Source organism: Methylomonas sp. AM2-LC (assembly GCF_039904985.1).
Taxonomy (GTDB): Bacteria; Pseudomonadota; Gammaproteobacteria; order Methylococcales; family Methylomonadaceae; genus Methylomonas.
Window position 1 is genome coordinate 58784 of the sequence record NZ_CP157006.1, and the last position, 20229, is coordinate 79012.

The 20229-nt window shown below is 38.9% G+C and carries 21 protein-coding genes and 1 riboswitch; of the genes, 9 read left to right on the forward strand and 12 right to left on the reverse strand.

The annotated features are described in order from the left end of the window. The first annotated feature begins 95 nt into the window (after positions 1 to 95). From traC to ABH008_RS22690, 8 genes are all read left to right on the forward strand, one after another. Complete coding sequence (gene traC, locus ABH008_RS22655; protein WP_347990215.1) at positions 96 to 2513, forward strand: type IV secretion system protein TraC; 2418 nt, start codon at positions 96 to 98, stop codon at positions 2511 to 2513. A 9-nt stretch (positions 2514 to 2522) separates the two neighbouring features. Further along, positions 2523 to 3293, forward strand: a complete 771-nt coding sequence (locus ABH008_RS22660; RefSeq protein WP_347990216.1) for a hypothetical protein — start codon at positions 2523 to 2525, stop codon at positions 3291 to 3293. Then, on the forward strand, positions 3256 to 4299 hold the full coding sequence (gene traF, locus ABH008_RS22665) for a conjugal transfer protein TraF (protein WP_347990217.1): 1044 nt from the start codon (positions 3256 to 3258) through the stop codon (positions 4297 to 4299). Before ABH008_RS22660 ends, traF begins: the two co-directional genes overlap by 38 nt. 167 nt (positions 4300 to 4466) lie before the next feature. Continuing rightward, positions 4467 to 5225 (forward strand): hypothetical protein, encoded by a 759-nt coding sequence (locus tag ABH008_RS22670; protein ID WP_347990218.1) that lies wholly within the window; start codon positions 4467 to 4469, stop codon positions 5223 to 5225. Positions 5226 to 5243: 18 nt separating this feature from the next. Then, positions 5244 to 6629 carry a conjugal transfer protein TraH gene (locus ABH008_RS22675; protein WP_347990219.1) on the forward strand — a complete coding sequence of 462 codons (1386 nt, stop codon included), beginning with the start codon at positions 5244 to 5246 and terminating at the stop codon, positions 6627 to 6629. A gap of 5 nt (positions 6630 to 6634) precedes the next feature. After that, entirely contained in the window at positions 6635 to 9736 is a 3102-nt protein-coding gene (locus ABH008_RS22680; protein WP_347990220.1) for a conjugal transfer protein TraG N-terminal domain-containing protein, read from the forward strand. Between the two features lie 43 nt (positions 9737 to 9779). Further along, positions 9780 to 10154 carry a YbaB/EbfC family nucleoid-associated protein gene (locus ABH008_RS22685; RefSeq protein WP_347990221.1) on the forward strand — a complete coding sequence of 125 codons (375 nt, stop codon included), beginning with the start codon at positions 9780 to 9782 and terminating at the stop codon, positions 10152 to 10154. A 257-nt stretch (positions 10155 to 10411) separates the two neighbouring features. After that, positions 10412 to 11101 (forward strand): NF038129 family PEP-CTERM protein, encoded by a 690-nt coding sequence (locus ABH008_RS22690; protein ID WP_347990222.1) that lies wholly within the window; start codon positions 10412 to 10414, stop codon positions 11099 to 11101. 115 nt (positions 11102 to 11216) lie between these two features. Here ABH008_RS22690 and ABH008_RS22695 read toward each other — a convergent pair whose 3' ends face one another. The 5 genes from ABH008_RS22695 to ABH008_RS22715 form a co-directional block, all read right to left on the reverse strand. Continuing rightward, entirely contained in the window at positions 11217 to 11594 is a 378-nt protein-coding gene (locus ABH008_RS22695) for a hypothetical protein (protein ID WP_347990223.1), read from the reverse strand. A gap of 83 nt (positions 11595 to 11677) precedes the next feature. Continuing rightward, positions 11678 to 11764, reverse strand: a riboswitch (cyclic di-GMP riboswitch). A gap of 73 nt (positions 11765 to 11837) precedes the next feature. Next, positions 11838 to 12623: a hypothetical protein gene (locus tag ABH008_RS22700; protein ID WP_347990224.1), complete on the reverse strand. Its 786-nt coding sequence runs from the start codon at positions 12621 to 12623 to the stop codon at positions 11838 to 11840. Positions 12624 to 12963: 340 nt separating this feature from the next. Beyond that, positions 12964 to 13518, reverse strand: coding sequence for a metal-dependent hydrolase (locus tag ABH008_RS22705; RefSeq protein WP_347990225.1), 555 nt, complete (start codon positions 13516 to 13518; stop codon positions 12964 to 12966). A gap of 25 nt (positions 13519 to 13543) precedes the next feature. Then, positions 13544 to 13759, reverse strand: coding sequence for a glycine zipper family protein (locus ABH008_RS22710; protein ID WP_347990316.1), 216 nt, complete (start codon positions 13757 to 13759; stop codon positions 13544 to 13546). Positions 13760 to 13994: 235 nt separating this feature from the next. After that, positions 13995 to 14378: a hypothetical protein gene (locus ABH008_RS22715; protein WP_347990226.1), complete on the reverse strand. Its 384-nt coding sequence runs from the start codon at positions 14376 to 14378 to the stop codon at positions 13995 to 13997. A gap of 264 nt (positions 14379 to 14642) precedes the next feature. Between ABH008_RS22715 and ABH008_RS22720 the strand changes: the two genes are divergently transcribed. After that, positions 14643 to 14771, forward strand: a complete 129-nt coding sequence (locus tag ABH008_RS22720) for a hypothetical protein (protein WP_347990227.1) — start codon at positions 14643 to 14645, stop codon at positions 14769 to 14771. Between the two features lie 66 nt (positions 14772 to 14837). Here the strand turns inward: ABH008_RS22720 and ABH008_RS22725 are convergent, their stop codons facing one another. The 7 genes from ABH008_RS22725 to ABH008_RS22755 all read right to left on the reverse strand — a co-directional run bounded on the left by ABH008_RS22725 (position 14838) and on the right by ABH008_RS22755 (position 20221). Then, entirely contained in the window at positions 14838 to 15905 is a 1068-nt protein-coding gene (locus ABH008_RS22725; RefSeq protein WP_347990228.1) for a primase-helicase zinc-binding domain-containing protein, read from the reverse strand. Then, entirely contained in the window at positions 15902 to 16126 is a 225-nt protein-coding gene (locus tag ABH008_RS22730) for a hypothetical protein (protein WP_347990229.1), read from the reverse strand. Before ABH008_RS22730 ends, ABH008_RS22725 begins: the two co-directional genes overlap by 4 nt. 159 nt (positions 16127 to 16285) lie before the next feature. After that, positions 16286 to 16747, reverse strand: a complete 462-nt coding sequence (locus tag ABH008_RS22735; protein WP_347990230.1) for a hypothetical protein — start codon at positions 16745 to 16747, stop codon at positions 16286 to 16288. A 90-nt stretch (positions 16748 to 16837) separates the two neighbouring features. Further along, positions 16838 to 18445: a hypothetical protein gene (locus ABH008_RS22740; protein WP_347990231.1), complete on the reverse strand. Its 1608-nt coding sequence runs from the start codon at positions 18443 to 18445 to the stop codon at positions 16838 to 16840. A gap of 101 nt (positions 18446 to 18546) precedes the next feature. Further along, on the reverse strand, positions 18547 to 18738 hold the full coding sequence (locus ABH008_RS22745; protein WP_347990232.1) for a hypothetical protein: 192 nt from the start codon (positions 18736 to 18738) through the stop codon (positions 18547 to 18549). A 253-nt stretch (positions 18739 to 18991) separates the two neighbouring features. Beyond that, entirely contained in the window at positions 18992 to 19321 is a 330-nt protein-coding gene (locus tag ABH008_RS22750; RefSeq protein ID WP_347990233.1) for a hypothetical protein, read from the reverse strand. 327 nt (positions 19322 to 19648) lie between these two features. After that, a complete protein-coding gene (locus ABH008_RS22755) occupies positions 19649 to 20221 on the reverse strand; it encodes a hypothetical protein (RefSeq protein ID WP_347990234.1) in 573 nt (190 codons plus the stop codon). Positions 20222 to 20229 lie beyond the last annotated feature (8 nt).

The following is a 20229-nucleotide window of genomic DNA, read 5'->3' on the forward strand; positions in this document are numbered from 1 at the left end:
AAACTAGGCTTTTTTTTGGCACCTTTCGGTGTGACGTATTTTTTAATAACACAATAGAATTGGATTATCAAAAATAAAATTAAAGGGGCTGTCCATTGTCAACAAACGGCGCAAGTATTTATGAAAAACAACTTAATCGGCATACGCTGAAGCAGCTAATACCAGTCGTTACATACGATCCTGATAACCATCTATTTTTGATGGAAGATGGTTACATAGGCTTTGCGTTTGTGTCAAAACCAATACCGGGTAGCGACGAGTCAACAAGTCAGCGTTTGAATGTATTGTTTTCACTTGATTACCCAAAAGATACGTTTATCCAAATAATGCTATCTGCATCTCAGGATATCGATAACATTCTTTATCGAATTCAAAAGATGAGAAGAACGAATGATGAAGCGTTAAAAGAATCTTTAAAAGCTCGTATTAATCTACTGACACAATGTACAAACAAATCAGTAAGTTTACAGGCACAGTCGTATGTGCGTGAATTCAAAGTGATATTCAGTGTAAAAATTCCACTTGAAAAACCAGGCCACCCACCTACTATTCATGAGATCAATGCTGCACGAGACATACGTTTATCTTTTGAGCAAACGATCAAGTCGGCTGGATTTAACCCAAATACTGTAAATGGGGAGACGTACCTTCGTCTGGTCGGACAAATCCTACATTGGCAATCTACAGCGAATTGGCGTCAACCACATCATTATTACGATGAAGGATCGCCAATTAATGAGCAAGTTAGTGAATTTGACGACATGATGCAAATAGATTCTAACGGCATATGGCTCGGTGAAAAACGTCTGCGAATTTTATCACCGATCCGTCTGCCGGCATATGCAGATCTCGGAAATATGCGACGAATGATTGGTGATCCATTAACTGGTGCCAGGGGAATTCACGGGAATTTTTTTATCAATGTAAATATTTACATCCCCGATAACGCAAAAGAAAGAGCAATTGCTGATAAAGAGCGAAATACAGTTAATTACCAAGCATTTGGCCCCATGCTTAAATTTAATCCAAAGTTGGCTTTTAAAAAAGAAAGCTCTGATCTTTTATTTGAATCGATCAATGAAGGTGATCGTATTGTAATGATGAATATTTGTGTTGGACTTTTCACAGATTCTTTGGATCAAAGCCAACAAAGATTAACGGAGGCACAAACGTATTTCAGTGAAATCGGCTGGATCATGAAAGAAGATAAGTACATTACGTTACCAATGTTAATTAATTCGCTTCCATTTTGCGCAGACCAGAAAGCTTTAACATTTTTACAACGTTACAAACGTCTTGGTGCAAAAGATGCTGTGGAGTTTTTGCCTATTATATCGGACTGGAGTGGTACAGGCACACCGATGCTTACTTTTGTCTCGCGAGGCGGGCAGATTATGAATATGGATATGTTTGATAGTAATACTAACTCGAATACTTGTATCGTTGCTGCGTCTGGCTCGGGAAAATCCTTTCTAACTAATGACATTATCACTTCTTATTCTTCCGCTGGCGCAAAGATATGGGTAATCGACATCGGTAGATCATATGAAAAATTAGTTAATACTCTAGATGGAGACTTTGTTGAATTCGGAGAAAGTAGCGGCATTTGTCTTAATCCTTTTCCTCTCGTCGAAAACTACAATGAGGAAGCCGACATGCTTGTCGGGATCATTATTTCAATGGCAGCCATGGAGGATAAGTTATCTGATCTTCAACAAGCCAGATTAAGATCAATTTTGAAAGACATTTGGGATGAACACAAACAGGGGATGAATGTGGACATGGTTGCCGAAAAATGCCTGGAGGATGAAGATCGCCGTGTTATAGATATGGGGCATCAGTTATTCGTGTTTACAACAAAAGGTGAGTACGGAAGATTTTTTAACGGCCCCAATAATATCAACTTTGATAATAAATTGACTTGCTTAGAGCTAGAAGAGCTTAAAGGCAGAAGCCATTTGCAACAAGTGGTGTTATTGATCCTGATCTATCAGATCCAACAAAAAATGTATCTTGGTGATCGAAGTCAGCGAAAAATATTGATTATTGACGAAGCATGGGATCTATTGGCCAAAGGAAATGTTGCAAAATTCATTGAAACTGGATACCGCCGATTCCGAAAGTACAACGGTGCTGCTATCACTATTACACAGTCACTCAATGATCTCTATGGCTCACCCTCCGGTGAGGCAATTGCAGAAAATTCTGCAAACCTTTATATGCTGTATCAAAAAGCAGAAACTATCGAACGCATAAAAAAAGAAAACCGATTAATGATCGGCGAGGCTGGATTTACCTATTTAAAATCCGTACATACCGTCAAAGGACAGTATTCGGAAATATTTTTTAATACTAGTTACGGAGTAGGTATAGGTCGATTAATTGTCGATAAATATACACAACTTCTTTACTCGACCAATCCCGATGATATCAATGCTATTAGCGCTCGTACAAATTCAGGTATGACCATGGCGCAAGCAATTGAAGATATTTTATTAAACGAGCAGCAATAGGAGTACAAGATGGAAGAATTAATCGATGATAATAAACTGATAGCCTCAGAAAGTATCGGCACAAACAACCCAGCCCAACCAAATAGAACGCGAACTCAATCGGGTCCAGTTAACCTCATAGAGCGTCATCGCGGATTTATCGCTAGAACAGAAATCGAGTTATCACCGAGAATGGCATCTTATTACACTAGCTTTTTTAATCGAAGCCAGTTCTACGCATCGACCATGCGCCGAAACTTAATAATCATTAACAAGCCGGACATTGAATTAGAAATTTTGAAAAGGATCGATGAAGTAATTCAAGAAGTTAATGATGTCATTGATGGCAAGTATACAGTTGCCGAAAAATTGCTCAAACAAAATCGAGTTAAATTAGCTACCCAACAATTGGCTACGCGCGAACCCAATATCATTGATCCAATAGGGTGGAAATATATTGGTACTTTTCGCAAGGCTGTTCGATTCGAGCAAGCGCTGACCACATTATGGCTAACCTGTATTATTGACGACAAGGCGTTTCATGCAGCAATGGATGATATTCGTGGAAATCTCAGATCTGTCCGGAACACCATTAACACTTTCTCTCTGGAATTAAGGAAAGAAGCCATGGGTCGACGTGATGAATGGTCTAGACGAAGAGAAATTCGTAACGGAAACGCAGTAGATCAAGCACCATCTGTCGATAATAATGAAGAAAATTCAAGTCCAAGCGTAAACACAAACCAAAACACTGAACAATTTGATGAAAGTGAAAAAACTTCTGTTGACGAAGCTGCTTAAAACTGTTCAATGGGTGACGGTCATACTTGTCGGCACAGTATTGTATTCAAGCCCCTCGCTATCCGAATCCTTCTTTGGGATTTCGGATAGCCGTGGTCGATTTTCTACTGATGATAGACCGTATTATGACGACAAGGAACGCGGCTGGTTTTTTTATGAGGAAGATCCTCCTCCGGAAATTGTTGAAGAAAGTCGTCCTCCTCGTATAGAACCAGTGATATCAAAGCCATCCACGCCTGCAAAACCAAAGGCACAAAAGGAAAAACCTTTGTCATCGGAGTGGTTTAGGAAGCATATGGTTGAATACAGAGATGCTGCAGTCGACAATCCAACCAAGGAAAATGTAGCTAGATACATGTATCTACAGCGAGTAATGCTTGATAAGGCCGAGTTATTCACCGAGGCAACCAAACTAACTGTTATGAATGACCCCGTTCTTGATGAGAATTCAAGAAGGCCAATTGCCACTTTTGGGGCGAATGCTATGGATGAAAATGCGAAAAAAGGGGTTGATTTCGCAGCAAGAAAACTAGCGGATGTTGCTGGCCTTTGGTTTTTTTATTCTAGCACTTGTAATTTTTGTGACAAAGAAGCATCGGTTCTTAATGGTTTATCACATGCTTACGGATTCAAAGTAATGGCGATATCGCTAGATGGTGGACCTTTACCGAATGGATTATTTCCTGACTTTAGACTCGACCAAGGGCAGGGCGCAAAATTAGATGTACACGTTACGCCTACCATGTTTCTTGTAAATCCTAAACAAAAAGAGGGAATTATTAAGCTTGGGGAGGGATTAATTGCCGGTGATGAATTGATTAAACGCTCAATTGAGCTTGGCAATGAACGTGGATGGCTAGAAGTAAATGAATACAGAAATACGCTCAAAGCTAATCCTATCACTGTAAGCCAGGATGCAATTAATAGTATCGATGAAAAAACCATCAACGATCCTAATAAACTCGTAAATTTAATACGCAATAATTTGAAAGGGCAGTTGAAATGAATAGGGACCCTGAAGAAAAAGCTATAAAAACTGAAGAAATAAATAGTTTTATCAATTGTTTTAATAATCTATCGAAAGGACTATCTTTTTGGCGTTCTTTCGATAGTGCAATTTATTGCTTATTTCCGTAGGATTTCTAAACAGTAAAATTGAAGAAAATTATAAATATGGATAACAAACTTTTATTACCAAAATATACTCCCCGATTTGACTTATCAAGCATGAAAGTAATCGGATTACAAGTCAATATGATGCACGTGTCTCACAAGTTGACTGTTATGGAGGTAGCGGATTTTATGCTGTCTAAAAAAGGTGATGAATGGATTAGTGAACTAAAAAGAAATATTTTGAAGTGGTCGTCTTTAATACAAAAAGACATTAATGTTATTTTTGAAATAAGTGGGTTAATTAGATCTGAAAGGGCGATAAATCTAGCTGAAAAATTTAGATCATCATTTCCCAATGAAATTGAAATAATGATTAATTCTGATAATTTGAGTTACGAATCATTACTGGAGTTTATTAATGAATTTTCAAAAGAAATTCCCAGAAAAATAAAAATCGGTTTATCAACAAAAGATCCATTTCAATTTGATGCGAAAACCATTCCTTCACTTGTCAGTGTTTTTGAGTTTAAAAGCGGACAGATTGCCAAAGCAAAGGAAGATATTATGCTTTCCGCAAAAACTAGAGAATTTATTTCAGAATTAAAATTAAAAGAAGTATCAATAGTTGTAAACGACTTAAATTCAAGAGGTGATGTGTCTTGCGCAATTCTTGCAGGTGGTGATTATGGACAAGGGTATTTTCTTTCAAGAGAAAGTGTTAGCCGAACAAAATCGACCAACGAAATATTTGATCCTTTATTGTATTTTCAATTTAGAGATAAGCCCGATCGAAGCATCGGACAATTCATTACAGTTTAGCTACATTGGATGATTACTGTGAAAAAAAAACAATTTCTTTTATTCATAACACTCATTGGCATCATTAACACGGTAAGTGCCAATCTAAATGAGGAAATGGCAGGCGTATTTGGGGACTTAATTAACGTAACTCCTGCGGGTTCATACAATACACAACGTCGCGGTGTGATTGCGGGCGGCAGTATATCCATGAGAACTCAAACAATGAACCCTAATTTGATTTCTTTTACGCCACCAAGTATCAACGCAGGATGTGGCGGTATCGATCTGTATGGGGGATCTTTCAGCTGGATCAATGGCGCACAATTTACACAAATGTTACGTAATATTGCGCAAGCTTCTGGGGGTTATGCATTTCATTTGGCTATTGAAGGAATGTGCCCAACCTGTGCACAGGTTATGGATAAACTGCAAGATGATGTTAATAAAATTAACGCCATGATGAAAAACTCATGCACCGCTGCAAAACAGATAGACGACATGATAGGTGTATCAACCGCAGCAACGGGGATAGATACCTATGTTCAGAATAAAACTGCTTGGCTGCTTGGAAAGCAAGGTATTGTAAGTGACTGGCTAAAACCTCTAGACCCTTCCAACGCAACAACTGCGACACAAACAGCTGCTCAAAATGGAGTGACTAATCAAATTACAGGAAATGTAATATGGGCAGCTCTAACACAAAGTAATGTTCAAAACTGGTTCTCTAAAAACTCAACCAATCCAACGCAAATGAACCAAGCGCTTATGAGTCTAACTGGTGCCCCTATATTAGGAAATAATGGTGATGGTACCGACGTTCTTCAGTACGTTGCTCCAAGTATTCTTAATGTAGCTGATTTTGTCGAAGGTGGAGATGTCAAAATTTACCAGTGTGAAAGCGCTGCTTGCTTGCTTCCCGGTGGAATTAAAAACACAAAAGTAATTACTTTAATAGGAATGCGCACAAGAGTAAAAGATATTTTGTATGGTGGAGGTACAAATCCAGGCGGCTCTGGATTATTGAATGCGTATTATCAAAGAAAAGCAAGTGGAATTGTATTTAGCGCATCAGAGAAAGCATTCATTGAAGCGGCAAATCCTGGCGCATTGGCTTTAATAAGGTCGGTGGGAACAGAAACTGGGACAGTGGGCGTAATAGGCGAACAATTGGCCGATGTATTATCCAGAACCATGGTTAAAAACTTGATCGAAGATATGTATACAGCGGTATCGAGAAGTGTTGCTTTGGCTGATTCACCCATGTTAGGCAAAGCAATGGACACAATGAAGGATGTTAGAGTTCAAATGGATTCTGAAATGAAGATTGCTGCAGATTCAACTGAAGCCATCAATGTAATTATTAGTGTACATCACAACATTAAAGAATCACTCAAGAATAGATTACAAAACCAAACTAAATAAAAATTATGAGCTTCAATATAATCAGTATCGGCGATGCAGAGATGTTATACCGCGCTTTTAATGGTGTGGCAATGATATTTAATGGCAATATCATGGACAAACTGATTGCATCAGGGTTTATTCTGGGGACAATAATTACGGCAACTTCGTATGTTACTACGTTTCAGTTGTCACTAAATAGTATGCTTGCAGGGATAGTCATGTATATGACTCTGTTTATACCGCACGATGCTGTAACGATAGAAGATGCTTATACTGGACAGGTATATGTAGTTTCAAACATACCCATAGGGGTTGCTGCGCCACTTTCAATTGTATCGCAAATGGGCGTTACAATGACAACCTACTTTGAAACCGCATTCTCTTTGCCTGGACAGGCTCAATTATTAGCGAATGGATACCTAAATTCACTGAATGTTTTACTTCAGTTAAGAAAGATTGGTACCAATGGAACAGCAAGATCAGACCAAAGCGGGCTTGGTGATTTAGGCGCGACATTAAATGAATACGTTGACACATGTGTTGGTTTCGATCTTGAGCAAACAATTGCTCCGCCCGAAGTAACGCGCGAAAAGATAAACAAAGCGGATGATCTTTGGGCCGCACTCGCGACAACGTTAATCAATATGGATATAAATGTAAATCTACCTGGCGCTACTTCGTCTTCACAGAAGAACTGTAATGATGCGTATGTAGCGATATCTGATTATTTTAAGACTGATGCAGGAGCCGCATTTTTGGATAATCAAGTTGCTGCAACCATGGGCATTGCTAATGGTGAAGATACGGCAGCAAATCAAATAGGAAACGCAGCCAGTGCTCTATCTTTGAATGGCATTAATGCCCAAACTTGGATGCAAAATGCATTACTAGCAAGTTATCTAAGAGATGGCCCCGTTGCTTATATAAAAAGACCTGCTATTGAAAATATGAATTTGCAGTGGGCAAGTGAACAAAGCATGTTTAATCAAATAGAGCGTCCATTACTCGCTTTTATTGAAATGTTTACAGTTGCAATTTCACCTATTGTTGCATTTTTAGTGGTTTTAGGTGCTGCTGGAATTGGAATGATCACTCGATATATCCAGTTGATGTTATGGATTTCTTTATGGGGTCCATTGCTGGCAGTATGTAATTTATATATCACAGTAGTGGTTACTCGGTTAATGAAAGCATTAGCATCTCAAGCAGAAGCAAATGGTGGCACTATACAGGCCATGGCTATTCATGATGATTTTTATGTTAATTTGGAAACATGGCTATCTGCAGGTGGCATGCTGGCTTCAAGCGTCCCGGCTCTTTCATTAATGATCGTCTATGGTGGGGCTGTAGCAGCAACAAACCTTTCCTCTCGAATGACTTCTGCCGCGAGTAGTAGCGCAAATGTGGGTAGCATGGCCCCCCCTCCATTGACCGTTGATTCTCCTATGAAAGTTGATAGCAAAGGAAACTTTAATGCCAACACAGCCGGAACAAAAACCGGTATGGCATCAACCATGATCAGTACTGCTCAAGATATGTCCAGTGCAGTCTCAAGTAAACGTGAAGCAGCGAGTTCAGCAGGCAAAAACTTTACGCAAGCAACGGCAAATATGAATCAAATTTCATCTAAAACAGGTACAAGTACAGCCGTAGGAAAAAAGGTAGCAGAGAGCGTTGGGTCACAAGTAAGTGCTGCTAATAGTACGAGTGTCGGTTCTGGCGGATCAACCAGTACAATGTCAAGTTTAAGCGACAAGGAATCTGCATCAATACAGAACACAGCTGGTGCAGCGGCAAAGGCAGGTACGCCTGCCAGAATGATTGGAGCGGCTGTATCATTGGGACTTCAAGCCAGTGCCGGTACATCTAAAGAAAGAGCGGATATACTTGGAAATATGGCCCAAGCAACATATGGATCACAATCTACCGCACAAGATGTGCAATCAGCATCATTCCAATCTGAACAGTCCGAACAAACAATGAGCACTAGCGAGAAGGCGAAGATGCAAGCTACTTCAGAAGCATTCAATAGTGCATTGACGACAGGCATAGCAGCAAGTGAAGCATACACCCAAGCAGCTTCTGAACAAACAAGTATGGGTGCAGGATACACAGGCTCATTCCAACAAGTGGCTAGTAAATTGGCCAGTTCACAATCAAGCATACGTGCATTAAATTTAGCAGATCAAGAAATGCTGTCAAGTATGGGTAGTGCCGATTATGCTGATCTAAAGGGTCAATCTGCAAAAGCAATTAATGCTTCAAGTGCTATTTTAAGTGGTCAGCAATCTGATGCATTAAATAAATTTTTAACGCTTAGAGCTCACGATCCTGCTGCAGCCGCACAGATACTTAATGACGCAGTTATGCCGCCAAATAGCAATGGTGGTGGAAGTGGCGTTAGTTTTGGTGCACATGAATTTCAAGGAGGAAAAGGGATTGGGGATATTGTTAGCCCCGAACAAACTGCCAACATGGAAGCTAGATCTCGATTTAACGGTTCAGGTGGTCATGGTATTGAACACGAAGTTGATGGAGATGGTTCACCTGGTTCACCTGGTTCACATGGTTCACATGGTTCATCTAAAAAGATTGGTAGTACGGGCAATCACAATTCTGGATACGAACACGGTGGTTCGTCAAAAGGTAATCACCCTTCAGGATCGAATTCTGGTGGTGCGACTAAATCATCAACTAATGTAAGTGGCGGTGGAACTGGAAATTTAACATTTGAATCTGTTCAAGCAAGTGCTAAAGCAATTAAAGATCAGAGTGAAAATGCTAAGGCCTATGCTTCTGCAAATCCATTAAAAACAGGCGTAGATGGTTTGGATACAAGTAATACATATGAGCACGGAAAAATTGCTGCCGGAAACCTTGCAAAAGGAGGCGCCGATGTTGCAGTTGGTATTGGCAATGATGTCTTATCAGCGGGTCAAAAATTCACAGACGGAGCAAAACAAGTGCTGCACGCAGGAGCTGTCACCGGCAATACTGGTGTGGCAGTGGTTCAAGATGCGATAACCCATCTAGTGACTGGTGATAACCCCGCTCCTGCACATAGATCTGTCAGTAATACCGATGTACCAGTAATTGAAAAACCAGATAGTAATTCAAATAAATAACCGGCAAATAGCCAGAATATCAACCTAAAAAGAGGAAATTAGTATGAGTTTCGGAAAAAAGAAACCTAGCAGTGACATTAAATTGAATAGAAAGGACTATGAAAAAAACCAAAAAAAAATTGGTAATGAATTTGAAAGGCTAATGGCAAGCTATAAACAAGATTTTGATAGCAGAGAATTTAAACAATCCATTGATTCTGATCGTATTTCTGTCGTACTGACTGGAAATAGACAAGTAAAATCAATTCATGTTGATCAAGAACTTTTGTCGACAAATTGGGAAAATGTTGAAGAAAATCTGGTTACAGCAATCAATCAATGTATTAGCGATATTCACATTGCTGATGTGGAGTTAATGAAATTAGTTCAGGATGAACTTGCTGACAACCTGGAAAATATTCTAAAAAAATCGGCCTAAATGAGAAATCTAGTTTACTAGTTTTAAATTCATACAAATAAAAACAGAAATTACTCAGGTGCTTGGTCGGCTAACTGAATGGTGGTCTCATTGGTCCGTTGCTGGGTATGCATTCATTGCATACTCTACGGGTGACCAGGCTAATTGTACTAGAGCATTACCCATAAAAATTTATAGAACGTTTTAATTTATCTAGATAACTATTTAAGTTTTATCTATAAATTGAAATACAAACTGCTTTAAACAAGGAGTACGAAATGGCACAAAAAAACACTTTTACACATTATCTGTTGGCTCTAATCTGTAGTCAATTTATGTTAATGTCCGCACATGCCAACGATATATTATCATCTAGCAATAACCAGCCTGTGACACCAGCAAACGAAATTTTCACGACAATCTTTACCAAGCCTTTAAACGGAACAAATGCAGAATTAGTGTTTGATTTTAACGCTGGCAATGGACACCTACCCAACTCGGTCACTATTACCAACTTTATGACTGACGGCATTCAGTCGCAGGTTAATTCCACTGTAATAGGTGATGTAACCGGGAATCTCTCTTCCACAGTTACCCTTAATAACACACAGCATCATAATGAGGTTATCCAACCTATTACCTTGGGTAACACCATAGGCTTTAGTTTCGAAACAACGAATAATAATGACCCCACTGCGACTATAGCCGATGCATTTTCAGTTTATTTACTCGATGCTAATGGTCAAAGTCTGTTTACCACGACAGATAAAAGCGGGGCTAATTCGTTGCTAACCTATACTTTTGATGGCGGATTCACTATGAATCACGCCACAGCCGATATTAGTAATCCTGTCACTTGGGCAATAGCTATGTCTGGGCCAGTGCTTGCTACGCCGCTACCGGGTGCTTTGTGGTTATTTGCTACAGCATTCATCGGTTTTTGTTTAAGACAAAGTCGTCGTTGTTGAGTTCCGGGCATAGCCCACACCTTCAGTCATCAGTGGCAGAAAGCGTGGGCTTCAACATTATCCATAGAAGTATCGTTGTTAAGACTCAACCAGCTCTCTTTCAAATAATTGTCAATCATCGAGCATGGGGAACAACAGCCATATCGTCAGCAATAGCCTCTCCAACATGATGAATAGCACTACTCAATTGGGTAAACATTTGTTGTTCAGCTAATCGTGAATTGGCATCCGGCATAATGACAGCCTTAGTTCCGTAGCGCATAACCGAAGAAACCCTTGCTGATAATACGCCTGGTACACTGGCAGCAAAATTATCAAAGTCATTCGCAGCCAACTCCAAATTTGGATTGGTATTGTAGTGATCCAATGTATCAGGAATCGAATGATTGGGTGAAAAAGCAACAATGGGTTTAGTTTCGTCAACACCAGGAATATTGGCCGCGCCATAAATTAGTGCGCCTGAAACAAGAACGCTTTTTACAAGGGTTAACATGAGCTGTCTCCTGATATTAGGTGAGACAGGGAAGAGGGAGTTTATCGTGGAGGGCTGGAGGCTACTGCTTTCAGTCTCGCGACTCTGGTAATCCCGCTGCCCCTGACATTTTTTATCATGGGTCGGTAACTTTGCGTCCCAGCCTCACGACTGGTTTGCCATTTTCTGTCACACAACTTTTTAAGTTGATTACATTATAGTGAACAAAACTGTAATAACCATGATGTGTTTCACAATTCTAAACTATTGTTTTGGTGCTTTTAAATGTGAAATTTTGTTTTCAATATGCGGTTTAAACGTACGCAATTCATCGGGATCTTTGCAAAACATGGTTACAAGCACACGACAATTATTACGAATAGAGAACACATAATGCAAAGTATCATCTGGGTGTTTCCATATTTCAGGGGCTTTACCGTACTTATTCAATTTATGACTCATTACGTTTGAAGGCATTGGGACGATCTGAATGCGATCTTTAAGTCGTCTGAGTATATTACGCCAGGCGTTTTGCGTATTAATAGTTCCGCAATATTCAGCATATCTTTCAAGAGCGTGCTTGGTAATAGCAACTTCACCCAATCCTTCAATTTGATATTTCTCAATACCACAATAATCGGTACTATCAACAACAGGAATTGATTCAAGCTCACTATCGTCCGGAAACCATGATGTATCTTTGGAAACTTCAATGACCGCGTCGGCATATCTGGTTAGAATTGGATATGCATATTCGATCAATTCATGCTTGTCGCAAGACTTTTTTGAAATTTTTTTTATGGCACCCTTTGACACAACAATTTTAAGATTAATGCCTGACCTATTTTGGGAATAGACACGACCATTATCGTCACCCAGAAGGTAACGAATTGCGATCAATTCTGCAGAAGACCTCGCATCAGAACAAGAAATGGGCAATGTCACATCAAGCCCCTTGCGACGATTTTTACCGGTTGACCAATAGACTCTAACAGTTACATGACTGGAAGAGTTTGATTCTGAAGCTGCAAATACAGTTAATACATCCATCGAAAGCGAAAAATTTAAAAGGTGATTGTAGGAGAATAATAAAGTTTCATACTGAAACAGCTCGGAAGCCGCATTCTATTGTTAAAAAAGCGGTAAGAAGGAAAAATAAAGTTGCATACTGACTTGCCTTGATACCTCCACTATCAATCCATAATCGAAAAATAAAGTGTCATACTAAAAGATGTAAAACTTGAGATCACAATTAAATTCAATAGATTAATATTTTGTCGTTGATAGCGGAACGACTTTCCAGTATGCAACTTTATTATTCAGTATGATACTTTTTTACTTGGTATGAATTTTTATTACTCTCCCACAGTGATGCATTTTGCCTACAAAACTAAAAAAATGCCAACCAATTAATGGGAGGTAGAAAAATCTGAGTAAACAGAATAATCACTAAAACAATCAGTATCTCTGATGAAGAACCTGATTTATAAACGTTAAATGTTACTCTTCTTCCAAATGGATTTAACAAAGGAATTCCGGCTGGAGTCAAAATATCTAAGGCCAAATGCAACCAGCATGCAATAACAAACCCAATCATAGACAAAATGATTGATCGAATAAGTAATCCGTCAAAGCTTAAGAAAATTGTTATGACAAGTATTGAAATTGCAAACCAAAAAAAAGGCCAATGGGTTAATGTTCTGTGAGGGATCAGTGATCGACGTTCTTTAGTTTTTGGATTAAAGGAAGGTATTTCAAGTCGATCTGGACCTCTTGATCCAGCCACAATACCCAATGCAATCATTAGAAGGGCTCCAGAAGAATGAAGTTCCAAACTGTATCCTGAGAAGATTTCTGATATAGCCGTATTTAGTGACCATTCGTTTGATCTTAGAAGCGCGATAGAGACGGAGGATGCAGTTACATAATGACCAAAAGGAGACATACCGATTCACTAGTTAGAAAGATAGTTATTTAGATGCGTTATGGCCACGATATCGAAGACAGTAAACATATGCATTTTTAAATCCATTGTTGTCTGAAAGAAAAAATTTCTCGACCAACACCCCAGCGGCTCCGGCTGCAGCACCAATGCTTGCACCAATTCCTGGATCTTGTAGAAAGCCACCTAAAACAGCTCCAAAGGTGGTACCGATAACTGTTCCATAAGCCGTATCACTTAACATCAAGCGAGTCGCTATTTTTGCGAAAGCTTGTTTAGGGGCATCCCAGCCCCAACAAGCGGCAAAAACTACGCGACCATTTAATGCCTCCGGCGGCCCCGATTCGCCCTCGTCGCCTGCTCTTGCGCCTAAACGGCTTAAGAGCTAGGCTCCAAATGGCTTGACGGCGTTTCGCGATGCCTTGCAGGTTTTCTTCGCTTCGCTGCGATAACCCGCCCGGCGCTACGCCTATCGGGGACTAAAAATCTTCACTTCGCTTGCGCTCCGTTTCCACGATTTTCAGCGGGTTGGCGTTTTGATCTTTAACGGCTTGTTTAGCCAGAATTTTGCAATCATGCAAATCCCTGTCAATACTATAGACATTCAATTCCCTATCCATATTAATAGTCGGACTCCATTTTTCACTGGTTGTAGCGCAACCTGTACTGAAAATAATCAGGGTAATAACGATTCTACAAAAAATTAGCTCCACAAAGGAGTTATTGGAAGAATGACGATCCGGCAGCGGTTTGCGAACCTGATTTTTTCCCTCCGTAATTAAGTAGGGGGAAATCAGTGGCAAAGCAGGAACACCAGCATATTTTATTTCTTGACAGGCGGTTTTTTTAGGATGCGTAAGCATAACCATCCTCTTTGTATCCTTGAATAGGTGCAAAAATGTAAAATTTAATTAATCGTATTAACGCACAAAATTCAAAAAAACGTCCCTGTGAAAGGTGGCGAAAATTACAGCTCTTTCAATTTGTTTTTAATGGCCAAAAAAAAACCGAACACTGGAAAATCCAGGTTCGGTTAATGGGGGTGCAAAAATCAAGCATAATGATTCACACCTTTTTATTTATCGCATCTAAAATTTCAACAAGCACCTTTGTATAAGGCCCCTGAAATGTTTGATGACGACGCTGTTGATAATGTTTGGCTGCAATACCAAGACGTTGCCGAACAAAACAGTCCACACGATACCTGGAACGCAACCAATGAAGATAATCATCAAAATTCCCCGACCAATCAATAGGCGGGGAAAACGGAGATGAATTTCCTGGAGTAGTATCAACGATACTTATGTCAATAACATAGGAAGTCATAGATTACCTCTTATATCAAATGCATTTTGACCATCACTTACCAACACGTCACACCAATCAATATTAGTAACTTGATCAGTTAATGTGCCCGGCGGCATAAGTATTAAAGGTTCAACGTTTTGTTTTAGGGCATTTTCAGCAAGTTTCTCAGCAGCAATAAGACCTGCATTGTTTCTGTCTAGATCAGCCCAAATTAACAATTTTTCAACACCATCAGGTATTGAAAATCCAGGCATATAGCTTGTAGATAATAACGGCCAAACATACATCCCCGTTGCTTCGGTAACCGCTAAAGCATTTTCGATACCTTCAGCAACAGATAAAATGCGACACGGCGTACCAAGCTTAACAGCGCTCCCGATAATGTTTCTGTCAGTTGCAACTGGCATCATGCGCTTCGACGGTTTAAAAGGAAATTTCTGACCGTTTTCCATCAAATAAGTACGATGAATAGTTACTTTACGACCTTTTGCATCCTGAAGTAACGCAAGCATTGCTGGAAAATAACCTCTAAAAATTCCGTCTTCATCTTTATAGTGCACAGATGGATGAAAACGTAAATTATAAGTATTTGGCAGCTCATCATCCAATCCACGCGACCTTAAATAAAGACGTAACGGTTCAGCATCAGGATGGGTAATAGGTAACGATTTATCCCATGTATCACGAAGCAATTGTTTAATCCAAGGATCTTTTGATCGATCCACAACAGGTTCAATTGTCTTTTTAACAGCATTTGGCGGTTTATAACCTTTATCTTCGGAAATACCAAGAGTACCTGCAACAGCAGATATGGCATCTGGAAAAGCCCAGCCTTTTAACCACATTAATAGATTAAATCCATCGTTTTTAGCGCCGCATGTATTACAAATGCCGCCACCAGAAATGTCAGCATCGCGAAACAAGCGAAAACCATCTTTACCGCCATGAATAGGGCATGGAATATGCTTTCTTCCTGGATTATTAATTGCACCATCAATTTCCGGTGCAAGTGAGCCCAAAATATAAAGCCATGAACCTCTTGCTTCGGACTTAACTAGATCGGATTGGAAATAAGCAGTCATAAAGACACCTCGTTAACCAACACAACGCACTTTTGAAAAAAAACTGCATTTAAGTAAGATACCACACCGTTATCCCAATGGATAGTGACATAAAAATCTACCATTGAACGCCCTGATTTTTTGAGTTGAACAACTTTACCCAAAGAATCATCGGTTATATTTTCAATAGCGTTTTTGACTGGACGTACTGTTTGCCCAATTTTTAATTGTGTATTAAACATAGTTTTACTCCTAGGAAATGTCCCAAAAACCGAGACTTCCTAGATAACCCTGTCATGGACGGGAATATCAAGGAAGTCCCGGTTGACAGGATGAAAAACACCCGAAGAAAAACAAATCCCATTGGGAGATTTGTTTTCTCCCAGGTGGGTTAAATTATATTAATCAACAAGCAACATAAAGCCGGCAGATGCCATTACAGTTTTAACTGATTCATCAATAGTATTATGAGTAGTTGCGTAATACTGGAGTATTAAATCCAATACACGACCTGTAGCAGTAACGCCAAATAGCGACTTAGATAAAGTCTTAGCGCGTTGCAAAGATTTTTGGTCTTCAATTGTATCTGCTAAAAGCTGATCGAAAAAAGAAGCAGCAGCATGAAGATCATCATGTGATACATCACTGTTTTCCAAAGCGCTACTTTGATAATAAAGTTCGGCTTCTTGAAGTGCAGCTTCTGGAGAATTCTCGGTATTAACAACAAGACCAACGGCACCAAAAAGTTGAATTGCTTGCCAGTTATTGTCAGCAGTTTTTCGAATAATGTACTTACCAAATTCTCCCGTCGCATCGCATTGCAATTGATTATTAGGATTAAGATAAGGTGCGGAAATTTGCATTGGTATTCCTCATAGAAATAACCAGGAAACGCAAATCACCATGAATGGGAATAAGTATTTCCCAGTCGGATTAGAAATTAAATAGATTAATTATTTAACAGCAAGTTGTTCAATGACTTCTGATACATTGCCTTGATTGCCAATCTTTATAACAAATGACTTTCCAAAAACAGATGGGCATCCAGAAAAAGATGGCATCAGTGCTTTCAATGCGTCCTGTGGATTATCAAATTTGTTAGCAGCAACAAATTGTCTAAAAGACTCGCAATCGTCATTGTAAGAAGACTCTTGGAATGTATAATTTGTCATATATGTCGAAAACTGACTTATTACTTGGCCAGATTTTTCACGGTTTGGAATAATGAATTCTGATCCTGTATACATGGCATTATCGTGAAATGTCGCAACATCACCAAGAATGGTAATTGAATATGAGTCGCAAAATCTGACTCTTTCAGATGCGTAATTGCCGTTGAAATAAACAGTGCTTTTTAAACCTTGAATTTCAATATCAGGCGATAAAGAGTCAAGATCAATTAGAAACTGATTGATCCAATGTTTCTTGCTAACTTTGTTTTTATTGCAGCATAGGTATTCTTTGTTGAACAAAAACATTTTGAAAGCGTTTGAACCCTCGTCATGAAAATATTCGTCGAACGAAAAAATTTTTCTGCCAGACAAAAATTCTTCTTTGGAAATATGTGACCCAGGACATGATTCATATTGACCAAAATTATCAGGCTCAGAATTCGGATAATCATCATAAATTGTGACAGCCTGTTTAGGCAGCCATTCATAATCATCCAAAACCTCTAGAATATTCCAGCGGGACATAATCTCGTAGTAACTGAGAAACTGTTCCATAGGTAGCGAGAGCTTTTCTAGGTTGAGCGTGGTTAAGAATTGTTTCTTAACTGCAGCCATTACCTGTTCGATAACCTCTTTCTCATCAATCAATTTATCACGATCTGGAAGACGCGCAAAAAACATTGATGAATCAAGATGAATAATATTACCTTCATTCGAGTTTCTTGATTTATAAATAGGCAAGCCTTGTAAATAAAAAACAAAATTACGACAATAATAAGCGCTGTCCCCTTTATTTAAGCCATACAAGCAGATGCTTCCGATTTCCGTTTTAACAAAGTCACGAAGAGAATCAATTGCATGAGGCCTTAAAAGTTCGTTTCCATTTAACAATACCGGAATTGAAAAACCAATAGACAATCGTTCTAATTCCTTTTCTGAAAAATCAACACCAATCATTAGAATAGATGTAATACCATCCCAATCATCAATAGGGTAAACGGTGACAGGTTGAAAATTGAGAACCTTATCCGTATCAACAGAAAAACGTCCGCCTTTACTAACTAATGTCATATTTTTGCAAGCAAAAAGCGCAGACAGAAATCCAATACCAAATGGATGTTCGTTAGCAATCACATCTGCTTCCCAGCCAGATTCAGCAACTGTGAGCAATGTTTCAATTGAATCGATACCACAGCCGTCATCAGTTACTTTAAGAATTTTGGTATCTGGAAAATAATTGAAAGAGACGTACGTTGATCCAGCACGACGTGAGTTCTGCATGATTTCACCGATAAAAGTATATTTATTGGTGAAGGATAACTTCAATGATTTAACCAGATTTGTTTGGTTAACTTTCATTGAAACTTGTTTAACATTAGCGGTAGTCATATTTTGTCTCCAACATAGTTTAAAAATACCGGAAACAAAACAATCCCAAAGGGAAAGATAATGTTCCCAGTGGGTAAAATTAAAAGTAAGCCTAAATAAGCTTAAGCAGATAAAGAGTTTCGAGCTTCTAATTCAAGCTTGATTTCTTTAATTAACCAGTTTGCATCCGCAATAGCAGCTTCAGTTTTTAATACTGGTTGAGTAGTTATAAGCTTTATAAGCTTTATCTCAAGTTCTGAATCTGAAGCAGAATCGAAGTAACGAAGCATTGATTTAATATCTTGTTTACACATTGTGTCCTCCAAATGGAAAAGAGGAAAAACACAGTGCGCCCAGTTGGGGAAAGTGTTTTTCCCGTAGGGTTCAAAAAATTAAAAATCAGACCAGCTTAATCTTTGGTGTTAAAAACTCTGTGTTCTCAGAGATTAAAAATACCTTCGAAATGGTAATTTTTACGCAAACTCGTAATGGATCATTTCCATTTCGAATTTTTCCTCAAGCTCACTCCCTGACGGAATAGCTCTTATCCGATAAGAACTATAACCATCAATCCTTAGTTTCGCATACGACTGTAACAGGCTCTCCATTCATGAAAAAAGGAATTCCTTCCATTGAAGGAGCGAAAATCCATTCACCATGACTGGTTCCCAGTATGCAGTAGTAGGTGTCGCAATAGCCATGCGAAAGTTCTTTTATGTTCCATTTGAGTGGAATCCATTGTTTACTTAAATCATCATTATTAATCTCAGGAAAGAAGCAAGTAAGTTCCTTACCTTCCAAGGATCGTGCAAGGTATGCTTGTACTGATTTTTTGGAAAAGAAATTTCTTAAGAATTGAATTGGAAAATTGTCATGGTGTACTCCTTGAAAAGTCAAGAGATACACCAATCCCACAGGGAATGATGTATTCCCTTGTGGGTTAATTGGCCGGTGGCCTAGAAAAGTAGTCGCATCAAAGATGCATTCATAAAATTATTCGTTCTTTTAAGTGCTGAACTGGCACTGATTTTGAGCTCTCATAGAACTACAAAAAATTCCGTCTTTCCGGAGCACACTCTATCAAATGCGCTTTGGGAAGACGGTAGATGCAATTATGCATGATTACCGTCTGGGTGTTAAGTTTAAAAGAGTTAAAAAGCAGGAGACCTTTTAAACGAAAACAAGAAAGACACCTAGAAAAAGCGTGCCTTTTTGTTGTACTTCTTAAGCTACTAAATCATAATAATTTAAACGATGCTGCCGGAGATCTTCCTGAACAAGCTTTAGATGGTTCTTTAAGTCGAGCTTTTGGGCCAATGTTAGCGTTGGGTTCTTTAAATTTTTTGAAATTTGCTTGATTTTTGATTGAAGCAATTTCTCCTTTTCGTTCCATTTTCCTTCATTTGGACTTAGAGCTTTAGGTCGTAGAGCGAAACACTGGATGCAATGGTTTTCAAACAAAGAAGTAACCTTTGCAGAGCATGTAATGCATTCGTAGTAAGGTTTATCTTTAGTAAAATCGAGATAGTCCCAATGGAATTGAACGGAAAGTGAATTTGCCAATTCGCGAAGTTCTGATAATTTATCAAACGGAGCATCAGCGCAAACAATACATGTGTGATCATGCTCTCTGACATAGATAGAAAAAAACTCTGGCTTTACATCATCGATAAAGCAAGATTTTCCATCATCTACAAATTTAACGCCATGCACTTCAAGAGCAATATAGATAGCACTATTTGCTTCGACAGAATCTGTATAGCGCTTAAGATTTTTAGGAAGTTGGTTTTTTAACATAGGTATTC

Excerpts from the sequence above, each read along its gene's own strand:
- ABH008_RS22660 (WP_347990216.1), top strand. The coding sequence starts at position 2,523 with ATGGAAGAATTAATCGATGATAATAAACTGATAGCCTCAGAAAGTATC.
- traF (WP_347990217.1), top strand. The coding sequence starts at position 3,256 with ATGAAAGTGAAAAAACTTCTGTTGACGAAGCTGCTTAAAACTGTTCAA.
- ABH008_RS22670 (WP_347990218.1), top strand. The coding sequence starts at position 4,467 with ATGGATAACAAACTTTTATTACCAAAATATACTCCCCGATTTGACTTA.
- ABH008_RS22680 (WP_347990220.1), top strand. The coding sequence starts at position 6,635 with ATGAGCTTCAATATAATCAGTATCGGCGATGCAGAGATGTTATACCGC.
- ABH008_RS22685 (WP_347990221.1), top strand. The coding sequence starts at position 9,780 with ATGAGTTTCGGAAAAAAGAAACCTAGCAGTGACATTAAATTGAATAGA.
- ABH008_RS22690 (WP_347990222.1), top strand. The coding sequence starts at position 10,412 with ATGGCACAAAAAAACACTTTTACACATTATCTGTTGGCTCTAATCTGT.
- ABH008_RS22695 (WP_347990223.1), bottom strand. The coding sequence starts at position 11,594 with ATGTTAACCCTTGTAAAAAGCGTTCTTGTTTCAGGCGCACTAATTTAT.
- ABH008_RS22700 (WP_347990224.1), bottom strand. The coding sequence starts at position 12,623 with ATGGATGTATTAACTGTATTTGCAGCTTCAGAATCAAACTCTTCCAGT.
- ABH008_RS22705 (WP_347990225.1), bottom strand. The coding sequence starts at position 13,518 with ATGTCTCCTTTTGGTCATTATGTAACTGCATCCTCCGTCTCTATCGCG.
- ABH008_RS22710 (WP_347990316.1), bottom strand. The coding sequence starts at position 13,759 with ATGTTAAGTGATACGGCTTATGGAACAGTTATCGGTACCACCTTTGGA.
- ABH008_RS22715 (WP_347990226.1), bottom strand. The coding sequence starts at position 14,378 with ATGCTTACGCATCCTAAAAAAACCGCCTGTCAAGAAATAAAATATGCT.
- ABH008_RS22720 (WP_347990227.1), top strand. The coding sequence starts at position 14,643 with ATGTTTGATGACGACGCTGTTGATAATGTTTGGCTGCAATACCAAGAC.
- ABH008_RS22725 (WP_347990228.1), bottom strand. The coding sequence starts at position 15,905 with ATGACTGCTTATTTCCAATCCGATCTAGTTAAGTCCGAAGCAAGAGGT.
- ABH008_RS22730 (WP_347990229.1), bottom strand. The coding sequence starts at position 16,126 with ATGTTTAATACACAATTAAAAATTGGGCAAACAGTACGTCCAGTCAAA.
- ABH008_RS22735 (WP_347990230.1), bottom strand. The coding sequence starts at position 16,747 with ATGCAAATTTCCGCACCTTATCTTAATCCTAATAATCAATTGCAATGC.
- ABH008_RS22740 (WP_347990231.1), bottom strand. The coding sequence starts at position 18,445 with ATGACTACCGCTAATGTTAAACAAGTTTCAATGAAAGTTAACCAAACA.
- ABH008_RS22745 (WP_347990232.1), bottom strand. The coding sequence starts at position 18,738 with ATGTGTAAACAAGATATTAAATCAATGCTTCGTTACTTCGATTCTGCT.
- ABH008_RS22755 (WP_347990234.1), bottom strand. The coding sequence starts at position 20,221 with ATGTTAAAAAACCAACTTCCTAAAAATCTTAAGCGCTATACAGATTCT.